The following is a 17,208-nucleotide window of genomic DNA, read 5'->3' on the forward strand; positions in this document are numbered from 1 at the left end:
TTCTCAAAATACCTTCAAATCGGTGTCAAACCGAATGCATCTCTTAGCCAGCTCCCCGCCTTACCCAATCGTTCGCTGGACGACCAAATTAGATCTACACCCACCTCCCATTCAGTATGAGGATATGACGTTAACTGCAATTCGCATAACTGATCTTGCAACTGCAAGTCCAAAACCAATTGTTTCGGCACAGTAGTCCATCCCATGCCTGCACACAGAGTGTTCATCAATGTCAGATAACTGGCCATTCGCCATTGGTTGGTGGCGCTTAGGTATTCACTAGTAGGCAATTTATCTAGTAAGGGCAAATAAACTAGCTGTCTATGTTGATTTAACTGTTCGAAGTTAACTTGAGGCAAATTGGCTAAAGGATGGTCTCGGTGTACTACATTTGCGAAAGCTATATTACCAAGTCTTTTAAAATGGATATTTTTGGGATAGTGAGCACCTGCACACATTATTCCTAATGAGGCCTCGCCTTGTTCGATCAACTGCTGAATATACTGAGAAGACGGGTGCAGTATATTTAAATCCACAGGTGGAAAATAATCTGCGAAGCCGGCAAGGTTATGGTTCAATATTTGAAAAGGAATAGTTTCATCTATGGCTATAGTAACTTGGCTTTCCAGTTCTGCAGCCAAACTGTTGGCACGATTCTCCATCGACGAACACTGGTGTAATATGGCTTCTGCATCCCTAAGTAAAGACTGCCCATGCCCGGTTAAAATGGGATAGCGCCCGCTACGATCAAACAAGCTTACCCCAAAATCAATCTCCAAATTTGCCACAGCTATACTCAGTGCAGATTGAGACTTACCCAACTTACGGGCCGCAGCTGAAAATGACTTCTCACTCGCCACCGCGCAAAAAGCGGTTAATTGTTCTAGGGATAAACGCATGAATAGCTAAGTTCTATTAAAAATTTTAATAGTTCCCATTTTGCACACTAAAGCCAGCAGAGTAAATTAGTCTTATTACTTTGCTTGTTGAGTGAAAAGTTATGCCTCCTATTGATACACCTTCAGAGACAAAAAGCAGCGGCATTCACCCTGTAGATCAACGTTTACCACTTGCACCTACTGTGTTGCTTGGTTTACAACATGTACTCGTGATGTACTCGGCCTGTATAATAGTGCCATTAATCTTAGGCGCGGCTCTGCAACTGCCTAAAGAAACCTTGTCTTTAATCATCAATGCCGATTTATTTGCAGCGGGATTAGCTACCTTAGTACAGTGTTTTGGCAACCGTTATTTTGGCATTAAGCTACCCATTATGATGGGCGTAACCTTCACCTCAATCGCCCCTATGATTGCCATTGGTGTTAACCCGGAACTAGGCTTACCGGGGATTTACGGGGCGATTATTGTTTCAGGCATATTCGGCATACTCTTTGCGCCAATAATGGGCCGTTTAATGCGGTTTTTCCCACCTGTGGTAACAGGTTCGGTATTGCTGGTTATTGGCATTAGTTTAATGAAAGTGGGCATTGAATGGTCTGCAGGTGTTAGCCCTACTCTTGCCGATGGTTCAACTAACCCTGATTTTGGTAAACCTATTTATTTACTGGTTAGCTTACTCCAACTTAGCATAATCCTACTTATCAACCGTTTTGCTAAAGGCTTTTTGAGTAATGTATCAGTGCTGATAGCCATGCTCGCTGGGTTTATGGCTGCTTGGTTACTGGGGGATATTTCACTTAAAGGCTTAAATGACGAACCTTGGGTTGCCCTCATCAAACCCTTAAGTTTAGGAATGCCCACCTTCGATTTTTTAGCCATTTGCTCCATGTCCCTAGTGATGTTGGTAACTATGGTTGAATCCACAGGGATGTTTTTAGCTTTAGGTAAATTAGTAGATAAAGAAGTAGACCAAAAACAACTAGTAAGAGGCTTACGCTCCGACGGACTAGGGACCTTATTAGGCGGTTTATTTAACGCTTTTCCTTACACATCTTTTTCACAGAACATAGGTTTAGTCACCATAAGTGGAGTCAAAAGCCGCTACGTAGCTGCCGCCGGAGCCTTTATTTTAATTGCCTTAGGTTGCCTTCCCAAAATAGCTTTTATTGTTGCCTCGATACCTCAATACGCTTTAGGCGCTGCAGCCATGGTGATGTTTGGTACCGTGGCTTTAATGGGTGTGCGCATTTTGAGTCTGGTAGACTTTACTGACTCACGCTCAAATTTGTTGGTCGTCTCTGCCAGCCTTGGTATTGGCTTGATCCCTATGGTGGCCCCCGCCTATTTTCAATATTTACCTCAATGGAGCCACATCTTTACCGACAGTGGCATCATCTTAAGCGTATGTACCGCTATTCTGCTTAATGCCATTTTTAGCCCCTCCCCTGAACAAACGAACAAAGGTTAATCCACCATGACAACAACACTTTACCAAGCAGACTACCTAGCCACCATGGACAGTAACAACACCATAATCAAACAAGGTGCGGTACTGGTAGAGCAAAGTAAAATCAAACAACTAGGTAAAGCGAGTGAGCTACTCTCCCAACATCCCAATGTCACCGTTAAGACCTATACTAATCGCATATTAATGCCGGGGTTAATCAATACACATTGCCACTCGGGCATGTTGCGTGGCACGGCCGAAGACTTGCCCGTATGGGATTGGTTGCAACAATATATTGATCCCATGCATAGGGTGTTAACCCCCAAAGATGCCAGTTTATCGTCATGGTTATGTTATGCCGAAGCTCTGCTGTCAGGCACCACTTGTATAGTGGATATGTGGCGTTATATGGAAGGCAGTGCCGAGGCGGCCAAACAGCTTGGTATCAGAGCATGCTTAGTACCCTATGTAGCCGAACATCCCGAGCATGACTACTTTGAAACCTTAGACAGTAACGAAGCTTTGATCAATCAATGGCATCAAGAAGCGGATGGGCGGATACAAGTATGGGTGGGCCTTGAGCATTTGTTTTATGCCGTACCACCAGCATTGAAACGTATAGCTGACCTATGCCAAGACTACCAAGTTGGCTTTCACACCCATAGCAACGAAAGTCAATTTGATGTAGAACAAACCCTTGAACGCTACAAAATCAGACCTATTCAAGCCCTCGAAAAATTTGGCTTACTCAAAGCCCCTAAAACACTCTTAGCTCATTGTGTTTGGGCCGATGACAATGAAATAGCTCTTATGGCACAGGGCAATATTGGCGTTGCCCATAACCCTATCAGTAATATGAAACTTGCCTCGGGTGCTGCACCTGTGGTTGCCATGTTGAAGGCAGGGGTAAACTTGGGGCTAGGGACAGACGGCGAAAAAGAAAACAACAACCTAGACATGTTTGAAGAAATGAAAGTATCGTCATTACTCGCCAAATTTTCTAGTTTAGATGCTGCCGCCCTTGATGCTTGGGATATATGCCGTATGGCGACAATTGGTGGTGCAAAGGCGCTAGGGCTAGACCATGTAACAGGCTCACTTGAAGTGGGGAAATCCGCAGACATGATTGCCGTCAGGTGTGACACCCCTCGCATGACTCCACTTATCGATTCAGGCCCATTGATGAATATTCATTACAACTTGGTACATGCGGTACAGGGACAAGATGTAGATATGACTATGGTCGCAGGAAAAGTATTGGTAGATAACGGCCGATTACTAGAACATGATATACAGCACCTTATCGAACAGGTTAATCAAGCCGCACCAGCCTTATTTGCCCGTCGCCAAGCTTGGTTAGACAGCACTGGTGGTGGTAAAAACGCACTCTATCAACCATAACAAAACAACAAAAATAGTAGGAAACAAAATGGGGATGAACAAAGCGTTATTAACTATAGTGGCTTTTATGACCTATATGGTAATGTCTGGCCTTTTAACGCAAATAGGCGTATTAATTTCTCCTCTAGCTGGTTACCTTGAAGTCAGCATTACCCATGCAGCCTCAATGTTTTCATTGCTAACAGGCGGTACCTTTGCCGGGACCTTTATAGCCATGTTGGTGTATGGACGTTTTCCTATAAAGCGGATTTTTCAGGTAAATTATCTCGCTTTTATTGGATTACTCATATTAATGGTGACAATAAATAGTCGCTTACAATGGGTGGTGTCATTTTACTTATTTACACTAGGCATATGTTGCGGTGTAGGCTTAGCCGGCGGTGCGGTATTAATTGCTAATTTATACAACGAACAAAAAAGAGCTTCTGCATTCTTAGCTACAGATTGCTCCTTCAGTTTAGCGGGTTTTGTGTTTCCATCTTTAGCGGTTGTGCTGCTGTCAGCAAACCAACTGTGGACAGTGAGCTACGCAGCAGTTGGGGTACTGGCAATACTCATATTATTAGCTTGCTTCACCTTAAAATTTCCAGATCAAAGCACAGCCGACAAACAAGAATCTCAGTCAAACGGATCGCCACCTAAAGCCAACATATGGATCCCAAGAGTCTTTATTGTTGCCTTGGCCTTATGTTGCTACTTAACCACACAAACCACATTTTTAATCTGGGCACCAAGTTATTTGCAGCAAGCACTCGGCCTAGATGCCAACCAGGCCGCTGGCGCCGTTGGTAACTACTGGGGTCCATCTATATTTGGCTTGCTGATTGTTACCCTATTGGTCATAAAAGTGCCAACTCGACCTTTATTGCTTACTGTAATAGCCGTCGCAATTATATTAGCTAGCTTGTTGTATGCCACTGAAGATCCAGATTGGTTTTTAACTATTACCTTAGGCTTAGGGTTTATGACCTCCTGTATCTTTAAACTAGGTATATCCGTAGGCTCTCAGCAAATAAAAAACGCCCCACCCATATTAGTCACTTTTTTACTGTGTTCAGCTACTGTGGGTAGCACAGTGGCACCAGCACTCTCAGCCTTAGTGGTAGCAAACTTTGGTGTGAGTAGTGCCATGTTGATGACAGTGATTGGGTTTGTACTAGTGGCAATCTTAATATCCACATGTTTACTGCTAGAACAAAAAGCCCGTTCAACTATAGAAGTACAGAGACAAGCTTTATGAAAAACAAAGTCATTTTTGATACTGATCCGGGTATCGACGACGCCATGGCCATACTATTTGCCCACGCCAGTGGTAAAATAGACCTATTAGGGATCACCACAGTGTTTGGCAACGCCAGCATTGAAAACGCCACCCGAAAAGCCCTGTATCTAAAACAGCGCTTTGCAATTGCCACAACGGTTTGTGTAGGAGCTGACACCCCATTAGTGGTTCCTGCTGGTGAACCAACCACTTTTGTACATGGCCAGAACGGTCTAGGGGATATCGACTTACCCGATACACTACCTTTAAAAGCCGACCCCCGCTCAGCCTGCGATTTTATAATCGAAACGGTGCGTAACAACCCAAACGAAGTCACACTTTTGGCAGTAGGGCGCTTAGCTAATCTAGCCTTAGCCATACAAAAAGCGCCCGACATAGCAGACTTAGTGAAAGCAGTAGTCGTGATGGGTGGCGCCTTTGGACATAACGGTCACACAGGTAATGTTAGCCCCTATGCAGAAGCCAATATCATTGGCGACCCTCATGCAGCAGATTTAGTTTTCACACAAAATTGGCCAGTCACAGTAGTGGGTTTAGATGTGACGCAACAAAGTATTATGTCGAATGCCTATGTGCAAATATTAAAAGACAAGTCAGAGATTTACGGAGATTTCATTTATCAAATCAGTCGTTTTTATAGTGATTTTCATCAACAAAGTCTCGGCTTGGATGGGTTTTATGTGCATGATTCTTCGGCAGTGGCTTACGTATTAGCTCCCGAATTATTCAAAGTTCAGCAAGGTCCGATACGGGTGGTATGTGAAGGGCCAGCAATGGGCATGACTTTATGCAAAACATTAGAAAAAGCTTTTCCGGTAGACGGTTGGCAAGATAACCCCAGACAACAAGTATGTACCGATATTGATAGCCAAGGACTGCTAGACCTTTATTTTAAATAAAGGTCTCAGTGAAGTCAGTTAGACAACAAATTAAACTCAGACTAGTTCAGCAATGCTCTCAGATAAAAGTGTATATTCACTGCCATTTTTGTCTTCTTCAGCACACACACTCAATAAGTCTTCTATAAAGTAATTCAGTGCTCGAAGCTCAATTTTCTGAATTTGTGTCTGCTGTTTTTTGTTCAACATGTGATACATAGTTGCCGCACCAAAATCGCCAAAAATGATGTTGGCGTTTTGATCAAACAAGGTGTTGTGGGCATACAAGTCGCCATGGCATACCTGATTATCATGTAGGTGGGCAAACAATGACTGCATTTGTTTCACTATCTTAATTATTTGCTCAATGGACAGTGTAAAACCCACCTCAAACGTATCACGGGTACACGTATCAAAATCCGGTGGCAAACCAAGATTATGATAGTGTTCAGGGATCAGTTGCATCACTAAAGCTAAACAGCCAGGTTCATTTACCTGAGCTAAAGATTTAACTAGATTTGCATGGCCTCCGATCTTCAAGCACGCTTGCAATTCATCTTCTGGATATCCATCGCTGGTTAATTCCCCTTTAAACACTTTAATCGCAATTTCATCTGGAAAATCATTCGTTGGTGTATTCCATACGGCTTTCGAAATAACGCCAGACGCACCTTGCCCCAATACGTTTTGCAAGGTAAAGCTTGAATAAGGCAATACAGGTACTGATTGAAATTCAATTTCGTTACAAGTAAAGGGGTTTCCTGAAAATGCCAACCAAGCGAGCTTGGGTAAAGCCAACAATTGATCGGGACACTCGGTTAATTGATTCGCCGAAATACGCACTAATTCAAGGTTAGTCAATTGCGCTAGGTCTTGTGGTAGATGCGAAATTTGGTTACCTGCCAACAGTAATTTTTGCAATCTTGGACGTTCACCTAAAATATCTGGCAACATTGTTAACTGGTTGTCAGTTAATATTAACCAGCGCAATTTTTTAGGTAATGACTCGGGTGGAACATATTTGATTTTATTGGCTTTAAAACCCACCATTTCTAGACTTTCACACTGACCAAGACCCTCAGGTAAAGTTTCAAAATCATTATTTGATGCAAAAATTATCTTAAGCTTTCTAAGCAGCTTTATCTCATCGGGTAATGTTTTTAGTTGATTATTGGATAAATCAAGAATTTCCAAGGAATCAGCTAAAAATAATATTTCAGTTGGAAATACGGTGAGGTTTTCTGATAACGTTAATCGAGAAATACCAGCCAATTGGCCAGACTTTAGCTGTGCAAGTGTATGCAATATGAAGAGTCCACGATGAGTTTAAAACAAACAGGGTAAGCCTACTTAAAAATCGCCTATTACTCAAAGACACCGTTTAGGTCAGACAAGAAAAACTTGTATGCAGGGTTGTCTGTTTGTTCTTGGTATAAATATCCTAATTTAGCTAAGTGTTTATCAAACTCGCCACGATCAGTATCTATTATATCAAAGCCAGCCAATACTAAACCTTCAGCCGCGCCATGATTACGATAATGGAACAATGTAATGTTCCAACTTTCTCCCAAGGTATCCAAAAATTTCATTAACGCGCCGGGATGCTCTGGAAATTCAAAGGAAAATAACTTTTCGTTGAGCAAACTAGGGGGTCTGCCACCCACCATATAACGCACATGCAACTTGGCCATTTCGTTTTCGGATAAATCAAAACTACTATAGCCATTGCTACCCAGTGAATCCGTCAATTTTGCCAACTCTTGACGACCTTCTCGTAACTTGAGCCCAACAAAAATATGGGCTTCACGGTCTGTGGAATAACGGTAATTAAATTCAGTAATAGCGCGTCCACCCAAAAGGGCACAAAACGCTCTAAATGCGCCTTTATGCTCAGGAATTTTAACGGCTATAACGGCTTCTTTTTGTTCACCTAATTCACAACGTTCAGAAACATATCGCAATGTATGAAAGTTGATATTAGCACCGCATAGAATGCCACCGAACTTTTTGCCTTGCATCGGATTAGTTCTGAGATACTTGCGAATACCCGCGATAGACAAGGCACCTGCCGGTTCGGCAATCACGCGAGTATCATCAAATATGTCCTTTATCGCCGCACAGATTTCATCTGTATTGACCGTCATCACTTCATCTACATATTTTTGGCATAAGCGAAAAGGTTCCTCACCAATAATTTTTACCGCGACACCGTCAGCGAAAATGCCCACATGCTCAAGGGGCACAGGTTTCCCTGCCTGCATAGCGGCTTGTAAACACGCTGACTCATCAGACTCCACAGCGATAATCTTCAACTCAGGCTTAAGCTGTTTGAGAAATACCGAAATGCCAGCTATCAAACCTCCGCCGCCAACGGCGATAAATAATGTATCTAAATCCGGATTTTGTTCAAGTAATTCACGGGCTATAGTGCCTTGGCCAACGATAACGTCTTCATCATCAAAAGGCGCCACCATAGTGTAACCATAGTTTTTAGACAGGCGTAATGCTTCTTCCTTTGCCTGTTCAAAGTTGGTGCCATGCAGAACCACATCCACGAAATCCCCACCAAAATTACGCACCGCTTCGACCTTAATATCTGGTGCTGTAGCGGGCATAACAATAGTCGCCTTGACCCCTTTCTTTTTTGCCGAATAAGCCACGCCTTGAGCGTGATTACCTGCAGAGGAAGCCACTAAACCTTTTGCCAATTGCTCATCAGAAAGTTGGCATATTTTGTTATAGGCCCCTCGTAATTTAAAGGACTTAACGGGCTGTTGATCTTCTCGCTTTAACCAAATTTCGTTATCTAAAGAAGCTGAAAGCTTATCTAGTTTCTGTAAATCAGAATTCACCGCCACGTCATAAACGGGCGATATCAGTATTTTTTTTAGATAATCATTTGCTGAACGAGTCATTTAATCTTCCAATTTTGATGCATCACGCACCGCACTTTTATCAGCACAGGTAATTAACAGGGCATAAGCTTTGTGGGCAAGGGCAAGTGAAACTATACGCACACGCAATTCTCGTTTTCATGGTTTATCATTCGCATGGTAACTCTCATTGCTTGTTTATCATTATTCTATACTGAAATAGCATGAAGCTGACATTTTGTTCAAGCATTGCTATATGCCTTTTTAGAGAGTGATATACTTAATAAAGATTAACATTGTAGTTCTTTAATAAGCGAACTTGCACTTTAGGCAGAATATGGAAACTTGGTTACATTGGGTAGATTTAGCGGGGGTGGCTGTATTTGCTATCGCTGGTACATTGATGGCTTATAAAAAGCACATGGATGGTTTTGGTGTGGTTGTACTCGCTTCAGTGACAGGCATTGGTGGTGGCACACTGCGGGATATGATTTTAGACTTACCTGTGTTTTGGGTACAAGACCCAAGTTTTTTCTATGTGATTATCCTCGCAGCCTTTTCCACCATCATATGGTTACGTAGCAAGGACACGTTCCCACTGCGTTATCTGTTTTTTGCCGATGCTATTGGTTTAGCGTTTTTTAATGTGATGGGCTTACAAAAAGCAATGACTTATGGCGCATCTCCTCTTATAGCCATTGCATTGGGCACTATGACAGGTGTATTTGGGGGATTAATCCGCGACGTGATTTGCCGAGAAATTCCCATGGTTTTAAAAAGTGAACTATATGCTACCGCTTGTATTTTAGGTGGCGCGAGTTACATTTTAGGTTTTCAATTAGGTTTGAGTACCGTCAGTTGCATGATAATAGGCTTCTGTATCACCTTGGCCTGTCGTCTATGCGCGATGAAGTGGCACTGGCATCTTCCTGTTTTTAATCCTCACGATCCAGTGAAGGATGAATAACTCGCGATTTTTATGATGATTAGCTAGCCTTAAGACTCACCCTATTAGCAAATGGAGTTGCTTGATGTCATTAGCCGTTGTTTATTCAAGAGCCAGCGTAGGCATTGACGCCCCTCTTATTACTGTTGAAGTGCACTTATCCAACGGTCTACCCTGTTTTAACTTAGTGGGATTACCAGAAGCATCAGTGAGAGAGGCAAAAGACAGGGTGCGCAGTGCATTAATTAATTCTGGCTTTGAATTTCCAGCAAAGCGAATCACAGTTAATTTAGCGCCTGCAGACTTACCCAAAGAAGGTGGGCGTTTTGATCTAGCCATTGCCATCGGCATTATCGCAGCAAGTAACCAACTAACCGCTAAGCAACTAGAGAATATTGAACTAGTGGGGGAATTGGCTTTATCTGGGGAGATACGCTCAGTAACGGGTGCGTTACCTTTTACCTATGCTTGTAAACAAGCCAAACGAGTAGCAATTTTACCCATCGAAAATGCGCCCGAAGCATCGTTGATTAAAGACGCCAACATTATACCGGCCAATCAACTACTAGATGTGTTTCACCATATTGTAGGGCAACGCACACTTGATTTACACCAAGTACAGTCCACGGCCGAACAAGTGACCTATGAAAATGATTTACAAGATGTTGTCGGTCAGGCGTCTGGAAAACGTGCACTAGAGATAGCCGCGGCAGGAGGTCACAACCTACTATTTACCGGACCTCCCGGCACAGGTAAAACCATGTTAGCAAGCCGACTCATCACTATTCTCCCACCCATGACAGATGCAGAAGCCTTAGCATCAGCGGCGATTCATTCGATTGTGGGTAAACCCGTTGATCCTGCTACTTGGAAACAACGGGCGTTTCGCCACCCTCACCACACCAGTTCTGCGGTAGCTTTAGTAGGTGGAGGCAGTATACCCAGGCCTGGTGAAATTTCTTTGGCACACAATGGCGTGCTTTTTCTAGACGAATTACCGGAGTTTGACCGCAAGGTATTGGACGTATTGCGAGAACCTTTAGAATCAGGAACAGTGAGTATTTCCAGAGCCGCACGGCAGGCTCAATTTCCCGCTAGATTTCAATTAGTAGCGGCTATGAACCCCAGCCCCACCGGCAGCCTAAACGATGGACGTAGCAGCTGCGAACAAATATTGCGTTACCTTAATCGAATTTCAGGCCCATTTTTAGACCGTATTGATTTACAAGTCGATGTACCCAAACTACCCAACAATGACTTTTCTGAGCAGGTGAAAAATCGTGGAGAAAGCAGCCAAGTGGTTCGTACAAGAGTCATTCAAGCCTACCAATTACAGCTAAATCGCTGCGGTAAAACCAATGCCCAACTCGGCAGTAAAGAGGTTGAGTCGCAATGCGCCTTAATCAAAAGAGATCAATTATTCTTGCAACAAGCAGTGGAAAAGCTAGGGTTGTCACTGCGAACTTATCATAGAGTCTTAAAGGTATCGCGCACTATAGCCGACTTGGATCAGGAAGCGACTATAAGCCGTAAACACTTAGCAGAGGCACTTAACTATCGGGCGTTTGATCGGATGTTGGCGCAGTTATCGAATGTTTAATGTCTTTATAAGAAAAAATCATGTGCTTTGCTTACTGTTATCCCACACAGTGTCCGTAATACGTTTTTAACTTTCGCTCCAGCGAGCCAGTGACTCTTCTTAATAGCAAAAATAAGACGCGAGCATTCAGTCCAGGGATTGAGCAAGATAAAAAGCATCGGCAATGCCGACTAATATTTCCGTTTTAAGGTTTAAACTGACTACGACCCCATTGCTTTCATCACTTTATTAAACAATTCGAACCGTCTCAGCAGTTAACAATTAAACAATGCTTGGATCGCCGGTTCATCCGCCCTTTTTCGTAAACAACATAAACCCAGTTGATAGGGCTCAATATCATCTAAGCTAATACGATTCACCTTTTGACCTATGGTGGAGTGATCAAGCACCACCTCGGGCACTATGCCCAAACCGCACCCCAACGCCACCATGCTCACTATCGCCTCGTTTCCAGCCACTGTTGCATAGATACGCGGTCTCATGCCTTGTTCAGCAAACCAATGGTGCACAATGCGCTTAGAAGGACCCGACTCGGGTAAAATAAAAGAGTGTCGCCGCCAGTCAACTTGCTCCAAGCGATTTAACATAGTGTCTTTAGGAGCAATGAGCAGTAAAGGTATTTTACCTAGTGATAAGAATGCGAGTTCGGCAGGAAAGTCGGGCGTATGAATAGCAATAGCAGCATCGACCTCTTGTTGCATGACTTTACTGACCGACAAAGCGGGATCGCCAGTACTCAATTTGATTTCCACTTGGGGATATTTGTGCCTAAAATTATCTAATAGTCTAGGCAAATGACTTTGACTGGCCGTGACTGAACAAAATAAACTGAGTTCACCTTGCAACTGCTGATGCTCTTGTTGCAGCTCCCACTTTACTTTTTTCCATTCAGTCAAAATTTGCTGCGAAAACCCCAAAAGTTTCGAGCCCGCAGCAGTCAGTTTGACCTTACGATTATCCCGAACAAACAAAGTGCTACCGCATTCCTCTTCAAGCCTTTGAATACAACGGCTTAAAGTGGAAGGACTCACAAACATCGACTCTGCAGTTTTAGCAAAATGTAAACTGCTGGCTAAATGTTGAAACAATTCTAAGCTTCGAATATCCATAAAATGCCCTAACCTCAACCATATTGCGTATTTTACAATACTATATTGCAAATATATCATTTTAAACAACATGGGTTTACCCCTATTATCCATTTACAGCAAGTTCAGCGATAACTTGCATTCAATAAAAATAGGGTCTTAAACATGGCAAATTATTTCAATACATTATCTTTACGTCAGCAACTGGACCAAATTGGTCGTTGTCGTTTTATGCAACGTGCAGAGTTTTCTACTGGTTGTGATTTTCTTAAAGGCAAAAAAATTGTCATCGTCGGCTGTGGTGCACAAGGTTTAAACCAAGGTTTGAACATGCGTGACTCAGGCTTGAACATATCCTATGCGTTGCGCCAAGCTGCTATTGACGAAAAGCGTGATTCTTTTCAACGTGCAGATGGTAACGGTTTTACTGTGGGAACTTACCAAGAACTTATCCCCACTGCAGATTTGGTTTATAACCTAACGCCCGACAAGCAACATTCAAGTGTAGTAGAGGCGGTTATGCCTCTTATGCAACAAGGCGCTACCCTTGGCTATTCACACGGCTTCAACATTGTTGAAGAAGGTCAGCAAATTCGTTCTGATATTACGGTTGTCATGTGTGCACCTAAATGTCCAGGTACGGAAGTACGTGAAGAATACAAACGTGGATTTGGTGTGCCCACTCTTATCGCAGTGCATCCTGAAAACGACCCACAAGGTAAAGGCTGGGATATCGCTAAAGCATTAGCGTCGGCTACAGGCGGCGACCGCGCCGGTGTACTCGAGTCTTCTTTTGTTGCTGAAGTAAAGTCTGACCTAATGGGTGAACAGACCATTTTATGTGGCATGCAACAAGTAGCGGCAGTATTAGGCTACGAAAAAATGATTGCCGATGGCATCGATGCAGGCTATGCAGGTAAATTAATCCAAGACGGTTTAGAAACGATCACCGAAGCATTAAAAATTGGTGGCGTCACCAATATGATGGACAGGCTGTCTAACCCAGCAAAAGTGAAGGCCTTTGAATTATCTGAGCAATTAACTGAATTATTGAGGCCTCTTTTTGGCAAGCATCAAGACGATATCATCAGTGGTGAATTTTCTCGCACTATGATGGAAGACTGGGCAAATGGCGATGCTAACTTGTTTAAATGGCGCGAAGAGACTGGCGAAAGTGGTTTTGAAAATGCACCAGTATTTGAAGGTGTGATTGACGAGCAGGAATATTTTGACCACGGTGTGTTTTTAGTGGCGATGATAAAATCAGGCGTTGAATTAGCCTTTGATGTGATGGTTGAAGCAGGTATTTTACCCGAATCAGCCTACTACGAGTCTTTGCATGAAACGCCGCTTATTTCGAACACTATAGCTCGAAAGCGTTTGTATGAGATGAACGTTGTTATTTCTGATACCGCTGAATACGGTAACTACTTATTTGCTAACGCGGCGATCCCTTTATTGGCAGAGAAACTGATGCCTAGCATTGGCACTGACCTTATCGGTAAAGCGTATACAACCACCTCTAACAGTGTTGATAACAAGAAACTGGTAGATATCAATAAAACCATAAGAGAACATGGGGTTGAAACCATAGGAGCTAAGCTACGGGGTTACATGACAGATATGAAAGCCATAGTCGAAACCGCTTAGATTATTTTTAAAGACAAATTTTTGAAACAATTTCTGTCGTAAGGTGCTTGATAAAAGCCCCCTTGCCCAGCCAATTTGGCTGGGCTTTTTTGTATTTAATCTAAGGTTTTTTTAAGTGTATGTGATGGAAGTCAAATCATTAGCATCTATTCACTGGACATCAAAGGCGGGAAAAAGGCATTGGTTATGACAGAATTAAAACGGCTTCAGAACATCAAAACAAGTCGATATTTCGGAAAATCACCAGCCAAATATACGCTTAGTAAAATAATTGGGGAGCCGCAGGATGTAAAACCATATATAGACACTAAGAATTGGTTCAACATACACACAGCGCCGAAAGTTGAAAAGGGAAAGGTTGAATAAGAATCAAACTATAGACTCAACTTAAAGATAACCACATTTCACTGAATAAAAGATAAAAAACTTCTGGATATAAAAGCAGATAAGCAAGACTAAGGCTTATCTGCTTTCCAATATAATACAAACGACACACAACCAAAACCTAAAAAACCGACTGCTACTGGCGTAATGGAAGAGTTGATAAAACTGCCTACAAATACAGCAGTAAGTACAGAAGTTATACTGCTTATAGAGCCAATAATAGCGGCACCTAAACCTGCCATCGCACCCAAAGGTTGCATAGCCATAGCGTTAATGTTGCCAAACAAAATGCCAATGCAAAAAAATGCACAAAACAGCAAAGAAACAAATTGCCACATAGGTGGAACCCCACCAGAAACCAAGCATGAAGCCGTTAACACTGCAGAGAATAGTAACCACCCAAACATCGCCCACGTACATAACTTTCGCATACCCAAACGCATCACTAACGTGCCATTAATAAAAGACGCCAGCCCTATGGAAAATGCCAACATAGCAAAATACATAGGAAACAACTCACCCGTGTCATAAATATGTTGAAACAGGGTTTGAGAAGAGCTGATATAGGCTAAAAATGCACCAAATATTGTGCCAGACGATAGTGTATAGAACATGACTAACTTATGTGTCAGGATAAACTTACTTGAAATCCATAATTGCGACCAACTGAAAGGCAAACGCTTTTCCCTAGGCAAGGTTTCTGGCTGGCGAATAAAAAACCATAAACCAATCAATGATCCATAAATCAAAAATGATGAAAAAATATGCTGCCATGAAAACCAAAACAAGATGGTTTGCCCAAAAATAGGTGCCAGCATAGGCACCAAGATAAACACCATCATAATAAAAGACATGACTCTGGCCATGGCTTCACCTTCATATTTATCTCGAATCACCGCTAAAGTGGCAATCCTTGGCCCTGAGACACCAAAGGCTTGAATAATACGGCCAACTAACATTACCTCTAACGACTCTGCATACATACACACTAATGACCCAACAGCAAAAACAATCAGACCAGAAATAATGGCATAACGTCTGCCCTTACTATCAGACAAAGGCCCGTAATAAAGCTGTCCACAAGCCATACCGATAAAGAATAGCGACACAATTAAATGGGTTTGCCTAGCTTCAGTAATATTTAAGTCAGCACCAATTTGAGACAGTGCAGGCAACACAGCATCTATACTCAAAGCGACCAAAGACGTCATCAATGCCATTAGCGTCACAAACTCAACTAAGCCAATATCGACCTTTGTTATGCTACTTGTGTTGCTAGAAAGTGAATTGTGATTGGATGACATGCTAAGACCAGTGAATTTTAAGGCTGGGGAGTCTAGCACCACCGATAGATAACGCTTAGAATTTTTAGCTTATTCTTTAAGTTGCTACTTATAAAAACAACTACTCTTCTAAGTATGTTTTTAAGAACGTTTCCATTGCTTTAAAAGCAGCATGCCTATTTCTTTGAATAGATAGATAAATAATGATCACCGTTTTCAAATTCAACATATTCAACGGGCTTATCTAAGCCTTGTAATCCGTCGACCATCATCCGGCTTTGCTCCACGTCTTCCACTCGGTCATCTGCACCGTGCAAAAACAACATGGGGATCTTAACGTTCTCTGCTTAAAGGTTAAGACTATTTGGGGGGAATATCTACACTGCGAGAACTGAGTTCCAGACCATCGTTTTGCACTATATACAAGGCGCCATACTCAGACTCTTCAATAGTGATATTCGCTACACCCATTAAACCCAGCAACTCAGGCGTAGTATTGCTGTGCCCGACGACTAAAACATGAACCTGAGTTTTCAGTTTAATGGCAAATTTTACTAAACTATGGGGATCGTAAAACTGTATATCTACACTTTTTAGCGCGGCAACAGGAGCGGCTGTCTCACGAGTCCGATTGTAGTCAGTCGAATAAACGTGATTGAGGTGTTTATCAGAAAAAAATGTAGCCAATGCTTCAGCTCTAGATTTGCCTTTTACAGTCAGGCTTGGATTATCACCCAACTGTTTTTCAAAATGACGCACAAAATACCATGTGTGTTGTTCAGCAAAGCCAAAAGTAGATAACGCTAAAAGACACATCCCTAATAAATATTTGGTCATGACCAAAACCCTACTCTGTCACCTTTGACAAATCTTTCAAACGGCCATTGCGCAAACTATATATCCAGCTGTGAACTTGCAATGACTGCCCACGCTTTAGCGCCTCTTTTACAATGCTGCTACGTTTAACATTATCAGCCTGTTCTGATACATTAAGCTCACAAAGCCGAGCGGACCTATCATGTTCGTTGAGGCCCGAAAGTTCGGCTCTGTGTTTGTGAGCAATATCTTTAATATGCCCTAGCCAATTATCGATTAGACCAAGCTGTTTATCTTGCAAGGCAGCCTCTATTCCACCACAACCATAATGCCCACATATAATCACATGTTTTACTTTGAGCACATCAACCGCATATTGCAGTACAGACAAGCAGTTAAAATCAGTATGTACAACCAAATTAGCCACATTGCGATGTACAAAAATATCACCGGGGATTAAACCCACAATTTGATTCGCCGGTACACGACTATCAGAACACCCTATCCAAAGATATTCGGGTTTCTGCCGCTCAGATAGTTTATTAAAAAAATCAGGGTCAGCGTTTTTTTGATCTTCAGACCACTGCCTATTGTTTTCAAGAAGTTGTGTAATATTGCTCATAAACCGTCCCATTTTTTTTGTTGCGCATTATAAAGAAA

Annotated in this window: 15 protein-coding genes; 7 read left to right on the forward strand and 8 right to left on the reverse strand. The window is 42.4% G+C overall.

Annotated features, from left to right (window positions below; translation table 11 throughout):
* Positions 1-14 precede the first annotated feature (14 nt).
* Positions 15-899: a LysR family transcriptional regulator gene (locus Q0Y52_RS05370; RefSeq protein ID WP_297818959.1), complete on the reverse strand. Its 885-nt coding sequence runs from the start codon at positions 897-899 to the stop codon at positions 15-17.
* A gap of 101 nt (positions 900-1,000) precedes the next feature.
* Here Q0Y52_RS05370 and Q0Y52_RS05375 point away from each other — a divergent pair, with 101 nt between their 5' ends.
* Genes Q0Y52_RS05375 through Q0Y52_RS05390 form a run of 4 tightly spaced genes read left to right on the forward strand, consistent with a single transcriptional unit; the run spans position 1,001 to position 5,929 of the window.
* Positions 1,001-2,368, forward strand: a complete 1,368-nt coding sequence (locus tag Q0Y52_RS05375; RefSeq protein ID WP_297818962.1) for a nucleobase:cation symporter-2 family protein — start codon at positions 1,001-1,003, stop codon at positions 2,366-2,368.
* A 6-nt stretch (positions 2,369-2,374) separates the two neighbouring features.
* Positions 2,375-3,748: an amidohydrolase gene (locus tag Q0Y52_RS05380; RefSeq protein ID WP_297818965.1), complete on the forward strand. Its 1,374-nt coding sequence runs from the start codon at positions 2,375-2,377 to the stop codon at positions 3,746-3,748.
* A gap of 28 nt (positions 3,749-3,776) precedes the next feature.
* Positions 3,777-4,988 carry an MFS transporter TsgA gene (gene tsgA, locus Q0Y52_RS05385; RefSeq protein WP_297818967.1) on the forward strand — a complete coding sequence of 404 codons (1,212 nt, stop codon included), beginning with the start codon at positions 3,777-3,779 and terminating at the stop codon, positions 4,986-4,988.
* A complete protein-coding gene (locus Q0Y52_RS05390) occupies positions 4,985-5,929 on the forward strand; it encodes a nucleoside hydrolase (RefSeq protein ID WP_297818970.1) in 945 nt (314 codons plus the stop codon). The genes tsgA and Q0Y52_RS05390 overlap by 4 nt, the downstream gene beginning before the upstream one ends.
* A gap of 36 nt (positions 5,930-5,965) precedes the next feature.
* Here the strand turns inward: Q0Y52_RS05390 and Q0Y52_RS05395 are convergent, their stop codons facing one another.
* Both Q0Y52_RS05395 and ilvA read right to left on the reverse strand, forming a co-directional pair.
* Positions 5,966-7,213, reverse strand: coding sequence for a leucine-rich repeat-containing protein kinase family protein (locus Q0Y52_RS05395; protein ID WP_297818973.1), 1,248 nt, complete (start codon positions 7,211-7,213; stop codon positions 5,966-5,968).
* Positions 7,214-7,272: 59 nt separating this feature from the next.
* Positions 7,273-8,823, reverse strand: a complete 1,551-nt coding sequence (ilvA, locus tag Q0Y52_RS05400; RefSeq protein WP_297818976.1) for a threonine ammonia-lyase, biosynthetic — start codon at positions 8,821-8,823, stop codon at positions 7,273-7,275.
* A 295-nt stretch (positions 8,824-9,118) separates the two neighbouring features.
* Here ilvA and Q0Y52_RS05405 point away from each other — a divergent pair, with 295 nt between their 5' ends.
* Complete coding sequence (locus tag Q0Y52_RS05405) at positions 9,119-9,748, forward strand: trimeric intracellular cation channel family protein (protein ID WP_297818979.1); 630 nt, start codon at positions 9,119-9,121, stop codon at positions 9,746-9,748.
* Positions 9,749-9,812: 64 nt separating this feature from the next.
* On the forward strand, positions 9,813-11,327 hold the full coding sequence (locus Q0Y52_RS05410) for a YifB family Mg chelatase-like AAA ATPase (protein WP_297818982.1): 1,515 nt from the start codon (positions 9,813-9,815) through the stop codon (positions 11,325-11,327).
* Positions 11,328-11,581: 254 nt separating this feature from the next.
* On the opposite strand, the gene ilvY is transcribed toward Q0Y52_RS05410, so the two are convergent.
* Complete coding sequence (gene ilvY / locus Q0Y52_RS05415) at positions 11,582-12,436, reverse strand: HTH-type transcriptional activator IlvY (protein WP_297818984.1); 855 nt, start codon at positions 12,434-12,436, stop codon at positions 11,582-11,584.
* A 144-nt stretch (positions 12,437-12,580) separates the two neighbouring features.
* On the opposite strand from ilvY, the gene ilvC reads away from it, so the two are divergent.
* Entirely contained in the window at positions 12,581-14,065 is a 1,485-nt protein-coding gene (gene ilvC, locus Q0Y52_RS05420; protein WP_297818987.1) for a ketol-acid reductoisomerase, read from the forward strand.
* A gap of 455 nt (positions 14,066-14,520) precedes the next feature.
* Here the strand turns inward: ilvC and Q0Y52_RS05425 are convergent, their stop codons facing one another.
* The 4 genes from Q0Y52_RS05425 to can all read right to left on the reverse strand — a co-directional run bounded on the left by Q0Y52_RS05425 (position 14,521) and on the right by can (position 17,170).
* A complete protein-coding gene (locus Q0Y52_RS05425; RefSeq protein ID WP_297818990.1) occupies positions 14,521-15,753 on the reverse strand; it encodes a multidrug effflux MFS transporter in 1,233 nt (410 codons plus the stop codon).
* 155 nt (positions 15,754-15,908) lie between these two features.
* A complete protein-coding gene (locus Q0Y52_RS05430) occupies positions 15,909-16,058 on the reverse strand; it encodes a hypothetical protein (RefSeq protein ID WP_297818993.1) in 150 nt (49 codons plus the stop codon).
* Positions 16,059-16,092: 34 nt separating this feature from the next.
* A complete protein-coding gene (locus Q0Y52_RS05435) occupies positions 16,093-16,569 on the reverse strand; it encodes a histidine phosphatase family protein (protein ID WP_297818996.1) in 477 nt (158 codons plus the stop codon).
* A gap of 10 nt (positions 16,570-16,579) precedes the next feature.
* Positions 16,580-17,170, reverse strand: a complete 591-nt coding sequence (gene can / locus Q0Y52_RS05440; RefSeq protein ID WP_297818998.1) for a carbonate dehydratase — start codon at positions 17,168-17,170, stop codon at positions 16,580-16,582.
* Positions 17,171-17,208 lie beyond the last annotated feature (38 nt).

This window comes from uncultured Paraglaciecola sp. (genome assembly GCF_943787955.1).
GTDB lineage: Bacteria > Pseudomonadota > Gammaproteobacteria > Enterobacterales > Alteromonadaceae > Paraglaciecola.